At 70.6% G+C, this 15,528-nt stretch carries 15 protein-coding genes; 6 read left to right on the top strand and 9 right to left on the bottom strand.

Annotation, left to right across the window (positions count from 1 at the left end):
- Positions 1–121: 121 nt before the first annotated feature.
- The 5 genes from NOD94_RS07305 (at position 122) to NOD94_RS07285 (ending at position 4,421) form a co-directional block, all read left to right on the top strand.
- Complete coding sequence (locus tag NOD94_RS07305) at positions 122–1,186, top strand: ABC transporter ATP-binding protein (protein ID WP_281204911.1); 1,065 nt, start codon at positions 122–124, stop codon at positions 1,184–1,186.
- Positions 1,176–2,063 (top strand): ABC transporter permease subunit, encoded by an 888-nt coding sequence (locus NOD94_RS07300; protein ID WP_281204910.1) that lies wholly within the window; start codon positions 1,176–1,178, stop codon positions 2,061–2,063. Before NOD94_RS07305 ends, NOD94_RS07300 begins: the two co-directional genes overlap by 11 nt.
- The gene (locus NOD94_RS07295; protein ID WP_281204909.1) at positions 2,060–2,971 is read left to right on the top strand and encodes an ABC transporter ATP-binding protein; all 912 of its coding nucleotides are present in this window, start codon (positions 2,060–2,062) and stop codon (positions 2,969–2,971) included. Before NOD94_RS07300 ends, NOD94_RS07295 begins: the two co-directional genes overlap by 4 nt.
- 10 nt (positions 2,972–2,981) lie before the next feature.
- The gene (locus NOD94_RS07290) at positions 2,982–3,701 is read left to right on the top strand and encodes an ABC transporter permease subunit (RefSeq protein WP_281204908.1); all 720 of its coding nucleotides are present in this window, start codon (positions 2,982–2,984) and stop codon (positions 3,699–3,701) included.
- Positions 3,702–3,785: 84 nt separating this feature from the next.
- Entirely contained in the window at positions 3,786–4,421 is a 636-nt protein-coding gene (locus tag NOD94_RS07285; RefSeq protein WP_281204907.1) for a rhomboid-like protein, read from the top strand.
- Positions 4,422–4,656: 235 nt separating this feature from the next.
- Here the strand turns inward: NOD94_RS07285 and NOD94_RS07280 are convergent, their stop codons facing one another.
- The 9 genes from NOD94_RS07280 to NOD94_RS07240 all read right to left on the bottom strand — a co-directional run bounded on the left by NOD94_RS07280 (position 4,657) and on the right by NOD94_RS07240 (position 14,480).
- Complete coding sequence (locus NOD94_RS07280) at positions 4,657–5,469, bottom strand: HAD family hydrolase (protein ID WP_281204906.1); 813 nt, start codon at positions 5,467–5,469, stop codon at positions 4,657–4,659.
- On the bottom strand, positions 5,466–6,743 hold the full coding sequence (gene serS, locus NOD94_RS07275) for a serine--tRNA ligase (protein WP_281204905.1): 1,278 nt from the start codon (positions 6,741–6,743) through the stop codon (positions 5,466–5,468). Before serS ends, NOD94_RS07280 begins: the two co-directional genes overlap by 4 nt.
- A gap of 526 nt (positions 6,744–7,269) precedes the next feature.
- Positions 7,270–8,205, bottom strand: a complete 936-nt coding sequence (gene pheA / locus NOD94_RS07270; RefSeq protein WP_281204904.1) for a prephenate dehydratase — start codon at positions 8,203–8,205, stop codon at positions 7,270–7,272.
- A gap of 42 nt (positions 8,206–8,247) precedes the next feature.
- Positions 8,248–9,531 (bottom strand): iron uptake transporter deferrochelatase/peroxidase subunit, encoded by a 1,284-nt coding sequence (gene efeB, locus NOD94_RS07265; protein WP_281204903.1) that lies wholly within the window; start codon positions 9,529–9,531, stop codon positions 8,248–8,250.
- 5 nt (positions 9,532–9,536) lie between these two features.
- A complete protein-coding gene (locus NOD94_RS07260; RefSeq protein ID WP_281204902.1) occupies positions 9,537–11,597 on the bottom strand; it encodes a copper resistance protein CopC in 2,061 nt (686 codons plus the stop codon).
- 22 nt (positions 11,598–11,619) lie between these two features.
- A complete protein-coding gene (locus NOD94_RS07255) occupies positions 11,620–12,108 on the bottom strand; it encodes a copper chaperone PCu(A)C (RefSeq protein ID WP_281204901.1) in 489 nt (162 codons plus the stop codon).
- The gene (locus tag NOD94_RS07250; RefSeq protein ID WP_281204900.1) at positions 12,105–12,758 is read right to left on the bottom strand and encodes an SCO family protein; all 654 of its coding nucleotides are present in this window, start codon (positions 12,756–12,758) and stop codon (positions 12,105–12,107) included. The genes NOD94_RS07255 and NOD94_RS07250 overlap by 4 nt, the downstream gene beginning before the upstream one ends.
- Positions 12,759–12,828: 70 nt before the next feature.
- Positions 12,829–13,557, bottom strand: coding sequence for a YcnI family protein (locus NOD94_RS07245; protein ID WP_281204899.1), 729 nt, complete (start codon positions 13,555–13,557; stop codon positions 12,829–12,831).
- 110 nt (positions 13,558–13,667) lie between these two features.
- Positions 13,668–14,480 (bottom strand): hypothetical protein, encoded by an 813-nt coding sequence (locus tag NOD94_RS07240; RefSeq protein ID WP_281204898.1) that lies wholly within the window; start codon positions 14,478–14,480, stop codon positions 13,668–13,670.
- A 258-nt stretch (positions 14,481–14,738) separates the two neighbouring features.
- Between NOD94_RS07240 and NOD94_RS07235 the strand changes: the two genes are divergently transcribed.
- Complete coding sequence (locus NOD94_RS07235) at positions 14,739–15,254, top strand: ATP-binding protein (protein ID WP_281204897.1); 516 nt, start codon at positions 14,739–14,741, stop codon at positions 15,252–15,254.
- Positions 15,255–15,528 lie beyond the last annotated feature (274 nt).

Below are 15,528 nucleotides of genomic sequence, written 5' to 3'. Positions count from 1 at the left end.
CTTGTCCGGTTCGCGTCAGCCTTCGGTCAGGGTTCGTGCGCCGTCGTAGTCCTCAAGGCGGATACGGGTTCCCGCTCCAGGTCTGACGATCCGCGCGGACAACGGCACTAACGTCGAAGCCGTGACTGTCATCGCGACCGAAAGCCTGAGCAAGCGGTACCCCCGAGTGACCGCCCTCGACCGGCTCTCCCTGGACATCGGACCCGGCGTGACCGGGCTCGTGGGCGCCAACGGAGCCGGCAAGTCCACGCTGATCAAGATCCTGCTCGGACTGTCCCCCGCCACCGAGGGCCGTGCCGCCGTACTCGGACTCGACGTCGCCACGCATGGCAGCGCCATCCGTGAGCGCGTCGGCTACATGCCCGAACACGACTGCCTGCCACCCGACGTCTCGGCAACCGAGTTCGTCGTCCACATGGCCCGCATGTCCGGGCTCCCGCCGACCGCGGCACGCGAGCGGACGGCCGACACCCTGCGCCACGTCGGGCTGTACGAGGAGCGCTACCGCCCCATCGGCGGCTACTCCACCGGCATGAAGCAACGCGTCAAGCTGGCGCAGGCACTCGTCCACGACCCGCAGCTGGTGCTCCTCGACGAGCCGACGAACGGCCTCGACCCCGTGGGCCGGGACGAGATGCTCGGCCTGATCCGGCGCATCCACACCGACTTCGGCATCTCGGTGCTGGTCACCTCCCACCTGCTCGGAGAGCTGGAGCGGACCTGCGACCACGTGGTGGTCGTCGACGGCGGCAAGCTGCTGCGTTCCAGCTCCACCAGCGACTTCACGCAGACCACCACCACCCTCGCGGTCGAGGTCACCGACTCCGACGCGCACCCGGACGGCACCGCCGCCCTGCGCAAGGCCCTCGTGGCGGCGGGCATCACCCTGCACGTGGGCGAGGAGCAGGGCCTGCCCGGCGCCGGCCACATCCTCCTGGTGGAGGCCACGGGCGAGGAGACGTACGACACGGTCCGCGACACCGTCGCCGACCTCGGCATCGGCCTGGTCCGCATGGAGCAGCGCCGCCACCACATCGCGGAGGTCTTCCGCGACAGTGACCGGCTAGCCCAGCAGCAGGCCCAGCCGCCCGTTCAGCAGCAGGGCCCGTCCTCCGCCCTGCCCTCCGCCCAGCCCCCCGCCCAGAACCTCGTCCAGCAGAAGGGAGCCGGTTCCGATGGCGCCTGACACCTCGACCCAGATCCACAACATCGGCTACCGGTCCTACGACGGCCCCCGGCTCGGCCGCGCCTACGCCCGCAAGTCGCTCTTCTCGCAGTCCCTGCGGGGCGCGTACGGCCTCGGGCGTTCCGCCAAGTCCAAGGTGCTGCCGATGATCCTCTTCGCGGTGATGTGCGTACCCGCGCTGATCATCGTCGCGGTGGCCATCGCCGTTCCCGGCTCCACCGACCTGCCGATCAAGTACACGACGTACGCCCTGACCACCCAGGTGATCATCGGGCTCTACCTCGCGTCGCAGGCGCCCCAGTCGGTCTCCCGAGACCTGCGCTTCAAGACCGTGCCGCTGTACTTCTCGCGGCCCATCGAGCGCGTCGACTACGTGGTGGCCAAGTACGCGGCCATGGCCTCGGCCCTCTTCATCCTCACCGCCACCCCGCTGCTGATCATGTGGATCGGCTCGCTGCTGGCGAAGTTCGACTTCGGTGACCAGACCAAGGGATTCGGGCAGGGACTGGTGTCGGTACTGCTGCTGTCGCTGCTCTTCGCGGGCCTCGGCCTGGTCATGGCCGCGCTCACCCCGCGCCGCGGGTTCGGCGTCGCCGCCGTGATCGGCCTGCTGCTCATTCCCTACGGCGCCGTCTCCACCATCCAGGCCGTTGCCTACTCGACGGGCAACACCGGCGCCATCGAGTGGATGGGCCTGTTCTCCCCGATCACCCTGATCGACGGCGTGCAGACCGCGTTCCTCGATGCCACCTCAGCCTTCCCCGGCGGTGACGGCCCCTCGGCCGCCGTCGGCGTCGTCTACCTGCTCGTCGTCCTCGGCCTCATCGCCGGCTCCTACGCCGCCCTGATGGCCCGCTACCGGAAGGCCGGGCTGTGACCGTCATCGACATCGACCACACCTCCCGCTGGTTCGGCAACGTCGTCGCCGTCAACGACGTCACCATGCGCATCGGCCCCGGTGTGACCGGCCTGCTGGGCCCCAACGGCGCCGGCAAGTCCACCCTCATCAACATGATGGGCGGCTTCCTGGCCCCCTCCACGGGCACCGTCACCCTCGACGGCGCGCCGATCTGGCGCAACGAGCAGGTCTACAAGCAGATCGGCGTCGTGCCCGAGCGCGAGGCCATGTACGACTTCCTCACCGGCCGCGAGTTCGTGGTGGCCAACGCCGAACTGCACGGACTCGACGACGCGGCCGCCCAGCGCGCGCTCGCCACCGTCGAGATGGAGTACGCCCAGGACCGCAAGATCGCCACCTACTCCAAGGGCATGCGCCAGCGCGTGAAGATGGCTTCGGCGCTCGTCCACGACCCGTCCGTGCTGCTCCTCGACGAGCCGTTCAACGGCATGGACCCGCGACAGCGCATGCAGCTCATGGACCTGCTGCGACGCATGGGCGACGAGGGCCGCACCGTCCTGTTCTCCTCCCACATCCTGGAGGAGGTCGAGCAGCTCGCCTCGCACATCGAGGTGGTCGTCGCCGGGCGGCACGCCGCCTCCGGCGACTTCCGTCGGATCCGCCGCCTGATGACGGACCGCCCGCACCGCTACCTGGTCCGTTCCTCCGACGACCGGGCCCTCGCCGCCGCCCTGATCGCCGACCCCTCCACGGCCGGCATCGAGGTCGACCTCAAGGAGGGCGCCCTGCGCATCCAGGCCGTCGACTTCGGACGCTTCACCGAGCTGCTGCCGCAGGTGGCCCGGGCGCACGGCATCCGGCTTCTCACGGTCTCGCCCTCCGACGAGTCCCTTGAGTCGGTCTTCTCCTACCTCGTCACGGCCTGAAGGAGCTGGCATGTACAACCCCACCGTTGCCCGGCTCACCTACCGGGCCCTGCTCGGCCGCCGCCGCGCGCTGATCCTCTTCGCGCTGCCCGCCCTGCTGATCGTCATCTCCGTCGCGGTCCGCGCCTTCACCGGGGTGGACGACAAGGTCGCCGCCGATCTGCTCGGCGGCTTCGCCCTGGCGACGATGGTCCCGCTGATCGGCGTCATCGCCGGCACCGGAGCCATCGGTCCCGAGATCGACGACGGCTCGATCGTCTACCTGCTCTCCAAGCCGGTGAAGCGACCCACGATCATCCTGACCAAGCTGATCGTCGCGATCTCCGTCACGATGGCCTTCTCCGCGATCCCCACACTGATCGCCGGCTTCATCCTCAACGGCAACGGCCAGCAGATCGCCGTCGCCTACACCGTCGCCGCCCTCGTCGCCTCGATCGCCTACAGCGCGCTGTTCCTGCTGCTGGGCACCGTCAGCCGGCACGCGGTTGTCTTCGGCCTCGTCTACGCCCTGATCTGGGAGTCCCTCTTCGGCAGCCTCGTCTCCGGAGCGAAGACCCTCAGCGTCCAGCAGTGGTCCCTGTCCCTGGCCGAGAAGGTCGCCGGACCGGGGTACGTCGACGCCACTGTGGGCCTGCCCACCGCCGTGATCCTGCTCCTCGTGGTCACCGTCGGCGCCACCGCCTACGCGGGCCAGAAGCTGCGCCGCCTCACTCTGGCCGGCGAGGAGTAGGCCCACCCCGACAGGCTGTTCGCCCCGTGCCCCGCCCGGCCCACCGGCCGGGCGGGGCACAGCTTCGCGCGGGATCATCGGGGCATGATCGAGCACACCGGGCCGGAGCCGTCCAGACCCTTGCGGTCCTGGATACGGTCCTCCCCCGGGACGCACATCTGGCTGCTGATCATCGCCGTCACCAGCGTCATCGTCGTGATCGCCCCGGACCGGGTCGAACACGTGCTGCTCCACCGCAACAGCAGCAACATCCACGAACTCGTCCAGCACCCCATCCGCGCCTTGCTCAGCAGCGCGTTCTGGATCGAGAACCCGGCATCGCTCGCCCTCTACGCCCTGCTCTTCGAGTGCTTCCACGCCCCCGTCGAGCGCTGGCTCGGCACCGTGCGCTGGCTCCTGATCGTCGCGACCGCCCACATCACGGCGACCTTGGTCAGCCAGAAGGTCCTCCTGATGGCCATTCAGGACCACCGCGCGCCGCACAGCATGACCCACGTCGTCGACATCGGCGTCAGCTACGGCCTGGCAGCCTCCGTGGGCGTGCTCACCTACCGGCTGCCCCATCCCTGGAGATGGTTCTACCTCGCCGGCGCGGTCGCCTTCTTCGGCGTCCCGCTGCTCAGCGACGGCAGTTTCACCGACCTCGGCCACGCCATCTCGCTCGCCGTCGGACTGCTTGCCTGGCCGCTCACCCGCCACCCCGTTTCACGTGAAACATGACCCGCGTTCCGCGTGGAACACGACCCCTGTTTCACGTGAAACATGCCGAGGGCCGGTCCCCTCCCCCGGACGCGCGGAGTTACCGCACCCATGACGTACGCGGGGAAAATCGCTGGTACGCGGCTTCGCCCCGGGGCAGAGTGAGCGGTGCGGGGAGCAACAAAAGGTCCGGGGCAGCCGCTTCGAGCGCGCCTTGCGGCGCGGGCTGCTCCGGACCTCTCGTACGTCCTGTGTGTTACGCGGCGCCCAGGAGGCGTTCCAGGACCACCGCGATGCCGTCCTCCTGATTGGAGGTCGTCACCTCGTCGGCCACGGCCTTGAGCTCCGGGTGGGCGTTCGCCATGGCCACGCCGTGAGCAGACCATCCGAACATCGGGATGTCGTTGGGCATGTCACCGAAGGCGATCGTGTCCGCGGCCTTCACGCCCAGCCGTCGAGCGGCCAGCGACAGGCCGGTCGCCTTGCTCAGACCGAGCGGCAGGATCTCCACGATGCCGGGACCCGCCATCACGATGTCCACGAGACTGCCGACCGTCGCCCTGGCCACCCTGACGAGCTCGTCCTCGCCCATCCCCGGGTGCTGGATGTACAGCTTGTTCAGCGGGGCGGTCCAGACCGCCGCCGTGTCCTCCAGGTAGAGCGCCGGCAGGCCCTCCTGGACCTGGTACCCAGGACCGAACAGCACTTCGCCGTCCACCCCGTCCCGACTGGCCGCCAAGGCCAGCGGACCCACCTCTGCCTCTATCTTCGACAGCGCCAGGCCGGCCAGCTGCCGGTCCAGGGTCACCGAGGTCAACAGCCGGTGCGCCCCCGCGTCGTAGACCTGTGCGCCCTGCCCGCACACGGCGATCCCCTTGTAGCCGAGGTCGTCGAGCACGTGGCGGGTCCAGGGCACGGCCCGGCCGGTGACGATGATGTGAGCCGCGCCCGCCGCGGTGGCCGCGGCGAGCGCCTCACGGGTGCGCTCCGAGACGGTGTCGTCGTCACGCAGCAGCGTGCCGTCGAGGTCCGTCGCGACGAGCTTGTACGGGAACGGGGCCGGGCTCACTTGGCGATCGGCTCCAGGAACTCGCGGCCGCCGAGGTAGGGGCGGAGCACCGGAGGTACCCGTACCGAACCGTCGGCCTGCTGGTGGTTCTCCAGGATCGCGACGATCGTGCGCGGTACGGCGCACAGCGTGCCGTTGAGCGTCGACAGCGGCGCGGTCTTCTTGCCCTCGCGGTAGCGGATCGACAGGCGGCGGGCCTGGAAGCCGTCGCAGTTCGACGCGGAGGTCAGCTCGCGGTACTTGCCCTGGGTGGGGATCCAGGCCTCGCAGTCGAACTTGCGCGAGGCAGACGAGCCCAGGTCGCCCGTGGCGACGTCGATGACCTGGAACGGCAGCTCCAGGCTGGTCAGCCACTGCTTCTCCCAGTCGAGGAGCCGCTTGTGCTCGGCCTCGGCCTCCTCCGGCGCGACGTACGAGAACATCTCGACCTTGTCGAACTGGTGGACGCGGAAGATGCCCCGGGTGTCCTTGCCGTACGTACCGGCCTCGCGGCGGAAGCACGGGGAGAAACCGGCGTACCGCAGCGGCAGCTTGTCCGCGTCGATGATCTCGTCCATGTGGTACGCGGCGAGCGGGACCTCGGAGGTGCCGACCAGGTAGTAGTCGTCCTTCTCCAGGTGGTACACGTTCTCCGCGGCCTGGCCGAGGAAGCCGGTGCCCTCCATGGCGCGCGGGCGGACCAGCGCCGGCGTCAGCATCGGGATGAAGCCCGCCTCGGTGGCCTGCGCGATCGCGGCGTTGACCAGGGCGAGTTCCAGCAGCGCGCCGACGCCGGTCAGGTAGTAGAAGCGCGAACCCGACACCTTGGCGCCGCGCTCGACGTCGATGGCGCCGAGCGATTCGCCGAGTTCGAGGTGGTCCTTCGGCTCGAAGCCCTCGGCACCGAAGTCGCGGATCGTGCCGTGCGTCTCCAGGACGGTGAAGTCCTCCTCGCCGCCGACCGGGACGTCGCTGTGGACGATGTTGCCCAGCTGGAGCAGGAGCTTCTTGGCCGCTTCGTCGGCCTCGTTCTGCTCGGCCTCGGCGGCCTTGACGTCCTGCTTGAGCTGCTCGGCCTTGGTCAGCAGCTCGGCCCGCTCCTCCGGGGAGGCCTTGGGGATGAGCTTGCCGAGCGACTTCTGCTCATTGCGCAGTTCGTCGAAGCGCATGCCGGAGGACCTGCGGCGCTCGTCGGCGGAGAGCAGTGCGTCGACGAGGCCGACGTCCTCTCCACGGGCGCGCTGCGAGGCGCGGACACGGTCAGGGTCATCACGGAGCAGCCGAAGGTCAATCACCCCTCCAGGCTACCGGGCCGGCCTTCCTGGGATCACACCGATATCACGCTGCGTGTCAGTATGTCCCAATTGGTACGAATGGAAATCTCTTGTCCGGCAACCCGAAGCGGGGTGGGGCAGGGAGTGGATAAAACCGGTGCCATTCGCTGAAATGGGGCACGGTGCCGGTCGCGGGGCTGGTCCTGAGCAGCGTCGGAGGGGGTTCCTTGTCCACAGGAATTCTCCGTGAGGGCGGCTTATCCACAGGCTGTGCGCCGCATCTGTGGACACGGAATTAGATCAATAGGGATCGGCGCCGGGGCGGGGTCCATCAGGGTTCAAACCGCCCTCACACGCTCATTCGGGTGGGAATGGCTCGCTCCAAAGAGTTGATCGCGGATACGGGGGTGACAGCGTTCACCTATCGCTCCCCAGCGCGAAACCTGAGCCCCCGAGTGATTTGTCGACCTTGTCGCGTCGCCGTGTCGACTTGTCCCCAGGCCCCCATCCCGGCCTGTGGATAACTCTGTGGACAGTGGACGGTGTCCTACGCGCGACCGTCGAGGCAGCGCGCCAGCCAGTCCGACGCCGCGGTGAAGTCGCCGTCGGAGGTTCCCGGCCGTGCCGCGCGCACCTCACTGAGAGCGACACCGGCCCGCGGGTAGGAACCGAGGAAGCGGACCTGGGGGCAGGTCCGCTTCAGGCCCATCAGGGCCTCGCTCACCCGGCGGTCGGAAATATGTCCTTCGGCGTCGACCGCGAAGCAGTAGTTGCCGATTCCCTGGCCGGTCGGCCGGGACTGGATGAGCATCAGGTTCACACCCCGGACCGCGAACTCCTGGAGCAGCTCCAGCAGCGCACCCGGGTGGTCGTCGCCGAGCCACAGCACCACGGACGTCTTGTCGGCACCGGTCGGCGCGGCCGGCCGGGCGGGCCGACCGACGAGTACGAACCGGGTCTCGGCGTTCTCCGCGTCGTGGATCTCCTTGACCAGCGCCTCCAGTCCGTACGTGACGGCGGCGAACTCACCCGCGAAGGCAGCGTCGAAGCGACCCTCCTGCACCAGCCGGGCGCCGTCGGCGTTGGACGCGGCCGACTCCCACACCGCGTCGGGCAGGTGGGTCCGCAGCCAGTTCCGCACCTGCGGCTGCGCGACGGGGTGCCCGGTGACGGTCTTGACGTCCGACAGCTTGGTCCCGGGCCGTACGAGCAGCGCGAACGCGATCGGCAGCAGTACCTCGCGGTAGATCATCAGCGGCTCGCCCGAGGCCAGCTCGTCGAGGGTGGCGGTGACCCCGCCCTCCACCGAGTTCTCGATCGGCACCAGGGCCGCCGCCGCTTCGCCGTTCCGTACGGCATCGAGGGCCGCGGGGACCGACACCATCGGGACGAGCTCCCGGGTGGCGGCTTCCGGCAGCGTACGGAGGGCGGCTTCGGTGAACGTGCCCTCGGGACCGAGATAGGTGAAGCGGGTGGCCGACATGCGGTCAGCCTAATGCCGGGGAGGCCGCCGCCGCGGGGCCGTTCACCCTTCGAGCAGCCGCTGTCCGACGTACTCCCCGGCACGCGGGCCCGGCGGCACGGCGTACAGCCCGCTGGACTCGTGCCGGATGAACGCGGACAGGGCGTCCCCCCGGTCGAGCTTGCGCTGAACGGGGACGAAGCCGCGCAGCGGATCGGCCTGCCAGCAGATGAACAGCAACCCGGCGTCCGGAGCGCCGTCGGGGGCGATCCCGTCGTGGAAGGAGAACGGCCGCCGCAGCATGGCGGCCCCGCCGTTCTGCTCCGGCGCCGAGATCCGGGCGTGGGCATTGGAGGCGATGACGGGCTTGCCGTCGCCGCCGATCTTGTCCAGGGCCATCTCCGTGGTCTCGGTGCCACCGGTCAGCGGGGCCCCATCGGCCTTCCTCCGGCCGATGACCCGCTCCTGGTCGCCCAAGGACTGCTTCTCCCAGTCGTCGAGCAGCATCCGGATCCGGCGCACGACGGCGTACGACCCCCCGGCCATCCAGGCGTGCTCGGTGGGCCCCGGGCCGGTATCCGGCACGAAGATCCGCTTGTCGAAGTCGGGCTCCGAGGGCTTCGGGTTCCCGGTGCCGTCGACCTGGCCCATCAGGTTCCGTGCTGTCATCGGCTTCGCGGTGGCGCCCGGGGACCGGTTGAAGCCGTTCATCTGCCAGCGCACGCGCGCCGCGTCCCCGGCGTCCTTCTGCACGGCCCGTAGGGCGTGGAACGCGACGAGTCCGTCGTCCGCGCCGATCTGGACCCACAGGTCGCCGTTGCTGCGCTGGGCATCGAGCCGGTCCGAGGAGAAGTCCGGCAGCGGATCGAGGGCCGCGGGGCGGCGGGCGGTCAGGCCGGTGCGCTCGAAGAAGGAATGCCCGAACCCGAAGGTCAGCGTGAGGGAGGACGGGCCCGCGTCGAGGGCGATCCCGGTGTCGGCGGTCGGGGCGGCCGCACCCGCCATCAGTTGCCGCGCGGTGTCCGACCAGCGGCGCAGCAGCGCGGCGGCCTCGGTACGGCCGGCGCCGGGCGCCAGGTCGAAGGCGAGGACATGGCCCTTGGCCTGGAGCGGGGTGGTGATCCCGGCCTGGTGGTCCCCGTGGAAGGCCACCTCGGTGGCGCCCAGGGAGGCGAGCGTCCCGGCCGCGCCGGGGGCACCGGCCGGGGAGTCGGCGACGGAGGCGTGGGCAAGGGCCCCGCCCGTGGCGCCGAGGGCGAGTCCGGCGGCGCCGGCGGCGCCCACGGTGCCCAGCAGCCTGCGCCGGGAAATCTCGATGTCCGGGTTGCTCCGGATGCTGTCGGTCACGCTGCTCAGCCGATCTTCACGTTCTTCTGGACGGTCGTCTGGTCGATGTCGGAGGTGCGGACGGTCACGTCGATGCGCCATTCACCCGTCAGCGGCAGCTGTACCCCGGACGCGGTCCAGTGTCCGGGACCGGAACGGTCCGGGACGAGCGGCAGCGGGCCGATCTCCTTGGCGGGGAGGGTGAAGGAGACCTTGATCTCCGGCAGGTCGAGGGGCCTGCCGCCCAGGTCCTCCGCCCACAGGTGGAGGGTGTTGGCGCCGACCCGGCCCGGGTCGAGCTCCAGCCGTACGGCGCCCTTGCCGTTCTGGCCGCCGGTTTCGAAGGGCAGGGTGATCTTGATGGGCCGGTTGGGCACTGCGGTGGAGGCCGATCCCCTGCCCGCCTCCTGCTCCACGGCGCGTCCCGGCTCCGTGCTGGTCAGGACGGTGGTGACGGCGAGCAGGGCCACGGCCACCGCCGCCTCGGCGAGAACGGACCGACGCAGGCCGCCCCGGACGGGGTCGGCGTCGCGCACCTGGTGCTCGCGCGCCTTCTCACGAGCGGCGTGCTGACGGGCGAGCTGGGCGGCCCGCCGCGGGTCGGCGGCTTCGGGGGCTGCGTGCGTTTCACGTGAAACATCGCTGCTCGTTCCCCGCGGAACGTCACTGGTCGCTTCCGGAGAGGCCGCCGGGCTCGTTCCACGTGAAACATCGCTCGCCGTTTCACGTGAAACGGCCTTCCCCGTGAGGGCCCCGATCGGCTCGTCGGCGGTGGCCGTGGCCTGCCCGTCCGCGAGTCGGGCGGTCCACTCCCGTGAGAGGTAGGCGATGCCGAGGAGTACGGCGACCAGCCCCACCTTGATGATCAGCAGTCGGCCGTAGCTGGTGCCGGTGAGGGCCGACCAGCTGCCGAGCTGACGCCAGGACTGGTAGACGCCGGTGACGACGAGGACCACGACGCTGACGAAGGCGACCTTGGAGAAGCGCCGGACGGCGTCCCGCTCGATGTCCGGCACCTTGTACAGGGCGACCAGCAGTGCGGTGAGACCGCCGAGCCAGGCGGCGACGGCCAGCAGGTGGAGGATGTCGGCCGGCATCGCGATGCCGGGCTGGATGCCGGTGGAGGCGTGCTCGGACAGGGCCCAGGTCGCGGCGATGCCGGCGGCCACGACGGCTCCACCGATGCCGAGCCCGAAGGCCAGGTCGCTCGTCTGCTTGGTGTCCTCCCCGGCCTGATCCTCTTCCCCGGAACCCGACGCCTGCTGATGGCGTGCGTACGCCCCGAAGAGCACGGCGACGAACAGCGCGGCGGCGCCGAGGAGCAGCAGCCGGGAGACGAACGAGGCGCCGGTCTTGGTCTCCAGCACGGCTCGCAGCCCGTCGAGGTCGAAGACGTCGGCGAACTTGCCCGAGCCCGTGTACGGGTTGCGGAGCGCCAGCATCGCCAGGGTTGCCGCGGTGAGGGTGACCCAGCCGCGCAGGACGAGCTTCTGCAGCGACCGTTCCGCGGACCCGCGGCGCCAGCACATCAGGATGAAGGCGGCGCCACCGACGAGGACGGTGAACCCGGCGTAGGCGGCGTACCGGGCGATCCCGTAGGCGATGCCGACGGGTCCGCCGCCCGCCTGTTGGGTGGGCAGGGAGACGGCGGTGGCCGAGGGGGCGCCGATGGAGAAGGTGAAGGCGCCGGAGATCGGGTGGCTGTCGGCGGACACGGCCTGCCAGGCGACGGTGTAGGTGCCGTTGGGCAGGCCGGCGTGCAGCGCGGTGCCGTACCGGATGACCGAGCCGCTGCACATGTCGCGGAGCTCGCCGGTGTCCACTCGTCTGCCCTGAGGGTCCATGACGCGGATGGAGTCGTCGCCCATGGCGACCTGCTCCGAGAAGGAGAGGGTGACCTGGGCGGGTGCCGTGGCGACCACCGCCCCGTCCTGCGGGTCGCTCGCGGTGAGTGCGGCGTGTGCCGTGGCCGGTGCGGCCGCGGTGAACAGTGTTGCCAGCAGGGCTGCGAGGACCAGCGCGAGCCGCGGCAGGAGTGCCGTGATGCGGACCCGGGCTGGGGAAGGGGCGGGGGCGGTGGCCGTCATGGCGTGTCAGTTCCTCGGTCCGTCAGTGGGCGTTGGAGTTCTGTGCGTTGTAGGTCCGCTCTTTCACGTCGACCTCGACCTTGACCGGGTCGGCCTTTTCGAACCGGAGCTCGACGGTGATCTTGTCCCCGACGGCCGGCTTGCTCTTGAGGCCCATGAACATGACGTGGTTGCCGCCCCGAGTCAGCTTCAGCTCGCCGTTGGCGGGCACGTCCATCGACTGGACCTGCCGCATCTTCTGGTCCTTGGTCTCGTGGATCTGAACATCGTCCGAGAGGGGGCTGGTGACGCCGGTCAGCTTGTCCGCGGTCTTCGACCCGTTCTTGATGACCATGAACGCGCCGGCCATCTCGGCGTTGACCGGTTCCGGCATGAAGGCCCCGCTGACCGTCAGCTCGGGCTTGGCTCCGTCGGCCCCCGAGGACTCGGAGGAGTCGGACGAGCAGCCGGATATGGCGAGCGCGGCCGTCAGGGAGAGGGCGGCGAGGGTACGGGTGGTGCGGTGGTTCACGGGTTCAGTCCCTTGACGAGCTTCGGCATGTCCTTGGTGTAGTCATCGACGGTGGTGCCCTCGCCGTAGAGGGCGTAGCCCTCGTCGGTCTTGGGCGAGAACGCGATGACCTGGGCACCGTGCATGGAGACGACGTCTCCGTTGGCCTCCTTCTTGGCGGCCTCGATGCCGATGCCGAGCGACCGTGCGGCGGCCTGGATGGTGGCGAAGTCCCCGGTCAGTCCGATGAAGGACGGATCCTGGGCCTTGAGCCACGAGCCGAGCGACTCGGGAGTGTCCCGTTCGGGGTCCGTGGTGACGAAGACGACCCGGAGGTTGTCCTGGTCGGCCTTGGGGAGTGCCTTCTTGGCGACGGCGATGTTGCTCATCGTCAGAGGGCAGACGTCCGGGCACTTGGTGTAGCCGAAGTAGATGAGCGTCGGCTTGCCCTTGGTCTGCTCGCGCAGGTTCCACGGCCGGCCGGTGGTGTCCGTCAGGACGAGCTCGGGCTTGTCGAAGGGGCGGTCGAGGACCGTCGCGGCCCCGGCCTTCTTCTCACCGGTGATCTGGGTGACCGAGCCGGTGTTCTCGGCCTTTTCACCGCCGCAAGCGGTGAGGGCGAGGGCGGTCGCCACCGCGAGGGCGGCGACCGTCACACGTGTGGTGCGCATGGAGGAATGTCCCTGTGATCGGGGAAGGTGCGGATGTTCTCGAAATGACACGGCCTGCGTCCGCGACGGGTCAGGAAGCGCGCCGACGAGAGGCGATTCCGAAGGCGACACCACCGAGTCCGATGACGATGCCCGCGATGCCGAGGGCCCGGGCGGTCGTGTCGGAGGCCTTGGCGGCCTCGTCGTGGTGGTCGCCGGCCGCCTTGTCGTCCTTGCCGGAGGCCTTCGCGTCGTCGGTCTTCTTGTCGCCTGCGTCGTGGTGGTCGTCGCCCTTGGCGGCGGTCAGCTTCAGCACGGGCGCGGGGGTCTGCGGCTCCGGGGCGCCTTCCTTGGCCTCCTCGATCCAGCGGACGACCTCGTTGTTGTCGTACGTCTGGATCGCCTTGAAGACCATCTGGTCGGCGTTCTCCGGAAGCTTGCCGACGGAGACCGGGAACTGCTGGAACTTGCCGGGCTCGATCTTGCCGCCGGACCAGGTCACCTTGGTGACGGCCTCGTTGATCTGCTTGCCGTGCACGGTGAGCGGCTTGTCGAGCTTGCTCTTCTCGACGCTCACGGTCCAACCGGGGATGTCCTGCGGCATGACGGACGTGAGCGGCTGGTCGATCGGGAAGCTGACCTCCAGCTGGGTGGTCGACGCATTGTCGCGCTCGTTGGGGACCTTGAAGTTGATCGTCGCGTAGCCGCCCTTGGTGGCTTCGCCGGGCTGTACGCCGACGTGCGCGAAGGCGGGAGCGGACAGGACGAGGACGGTGCCGGCGGCGAGGGCGGCGGCGAAGGAGACGCGAGAGGTCTTCACGGCAGAAACACTCCACGGAAGCAGGGGTGACGGCTCCGCACACGGGCGCGCGCGGAGGTCGCGGCACCGGTGCTCCCGTGGCTGTCTGCTCCGGGGGCGTGGGTGCCGCGTCAGGCTGCGAGGGCGAGTGCCGTGGGTGGCCCGCGCCTGATCACCGTGTGCTGGAGAGCTTCGCGGCCGGTCGCCACCGTCGGCGCGGCAGAGCCGCGTCCGGTGCGCCGGGTACGGACGGGTGCGCCCGGGATTCCGGCGGCGAGGGCGCGTACGAAGGCCAGCGCGGCGCGCAGCGGACGTACGGGGTCGGCTTCGGCGGAGAGCCGGGACAGTTCGAGGAGCCGGACCAGAGCGGCGTCCCCCCGGCCCAGCAGCCAGCCGGCCACCAGCGCGGCCAGCAGGTGCCCGGCGAGCATGGCCGGGCTGAACAGCCCGGTCGCCTGCTGCCCGGCGGCGTCCGCCAGGTGCTCGTGCGCCGCGTGGCCCTGTGCGGCGGCCTGTTCGGTCAGGGCGGCCGGGTCGAGGCCGGCGGTCTCCAGGATCCTCCGGGCGTCGGCCGGGCTGAGCGGTACGGAGTTGCCCCCGCAGACCAGTCGGGCGGCGAGCGCCGCGAGGGAGGTGTCGGAGTCCGCGGCCGTCGCCCGTGCGGCGCCTTCGCCGTGCTGGCCGAGGCCGAATAGGGTGTGCAGCCCGACCTGGCCGAGGGCGAGCGCGGCGGCGATGCCACCCGGCGAACGCCGACGTCCGGAGAGCGGGGCCGCGACCGCGAACACGGCGACGAAGGCGGAGACCAGCGCCCACCACGGCACGGAGGCGCAGGATGCCACGACGTGACCCACCGCGGACAGCACGACGCAGACCGCGGCGAACACCGCGGCCCGGGTGGTCCGGAGCCCGGCTCCGGTGCGCGTCGTGTGGGGGGCAGTCATGGCCGGGCCATCATCGCACTGCGCTTAGGCCCTGCATACGGCAGGTGCGTAAGGGACCTTTGAGTTCCGGCCTCCGGTCAGGCCGAGGTCAGCGAAGGGGCCGGCGCGGGGATCGGCGCATGGATCGGCGAAGGGCTCTCCCGTGCCGCCCGACGGCACCGGCGTACACGGCTTCCCGGGAGTGCCGCATCGGCCGAATGAGGGCTCCGCCGGCCATGGGGGGCTTACGGCCCACCCTGGGCGGCAATAGGTAACCGTATGAGCATCTGGTGGTCTCTCCACTTGAGGCGCGAAGCTGCGAGCGTGCCGCTCGCCAGGCGACTGCTGCTGGGGACGATGGAGACCGCGGGGGTGGACCCGGACATCTCTTTCGACCTGTCGGTGGCACTGACCGAGGCGTGTGCGAACGCGGTGGAGCACGGCGGCCGCGGGGCGGGCCCCCGCTGCGGCTCCTCCGGCATCGACGCCCCGGACGGTTCCGGCGGCGGTGACGGGGATGGTTCCGACGATCCGGACGGGACCGGGGCGTACCACGTCACGGCCTATCTGGACGGGGACCGCTGCCGCATCGAAGTGTCCGATTCCGGCCCGGGGTTCCCGGCCGCGACGGTGGCCCGTCGCAGACCCTCCCTGGCCGAGCACGGCCGGGGCCTGCACCTGATCGAGGAACTCGCCGACCACGTCCGCTTCCGCAACCGGCCGGGTCGGGGAGCCGTGGTGAGCTTCGACAAGATGCTGAAGTGGCGCGACGACGCGCTGCTGAAGGTGTCCTGACCGCAGCACCGCAGCACCGCAGCACCGCAGCACCGCAGCACCGCCGCCCCGCCGCCCCGGCGCAACCGCCGCCCCGGCGCCGCGACACCGTGAACACGGCGGTGGGGGGGGGGGGGGGGGGGGGGGGGGGGGGGGGGGGGGGGGGGGGGGGGGGGGGGCGGGCCGCCCCCCCCCCCCCCCCCCCCCCCCCCCCCCCCCCGGGCCGGTGGTGGGGGCCTGCGGGTCACTCTGGCCTGGCCGGCCGGCCTGCGGGGCACCGCCTCGGCGACGTCGG

This window comes from Streptomyces sp. Isolate_45, assembly GCF_024721315.2.
Taxonomy (GTDB): Bacteria; Actinomycetota; Actinomycetes; order Streptomycetales; family Streptomycetaceae; genus Streptomyces.
Note: the sequence above shows the minus strand (reverse complement) of the source record. Positions and strands in the feature narration are given on the sequence as shown.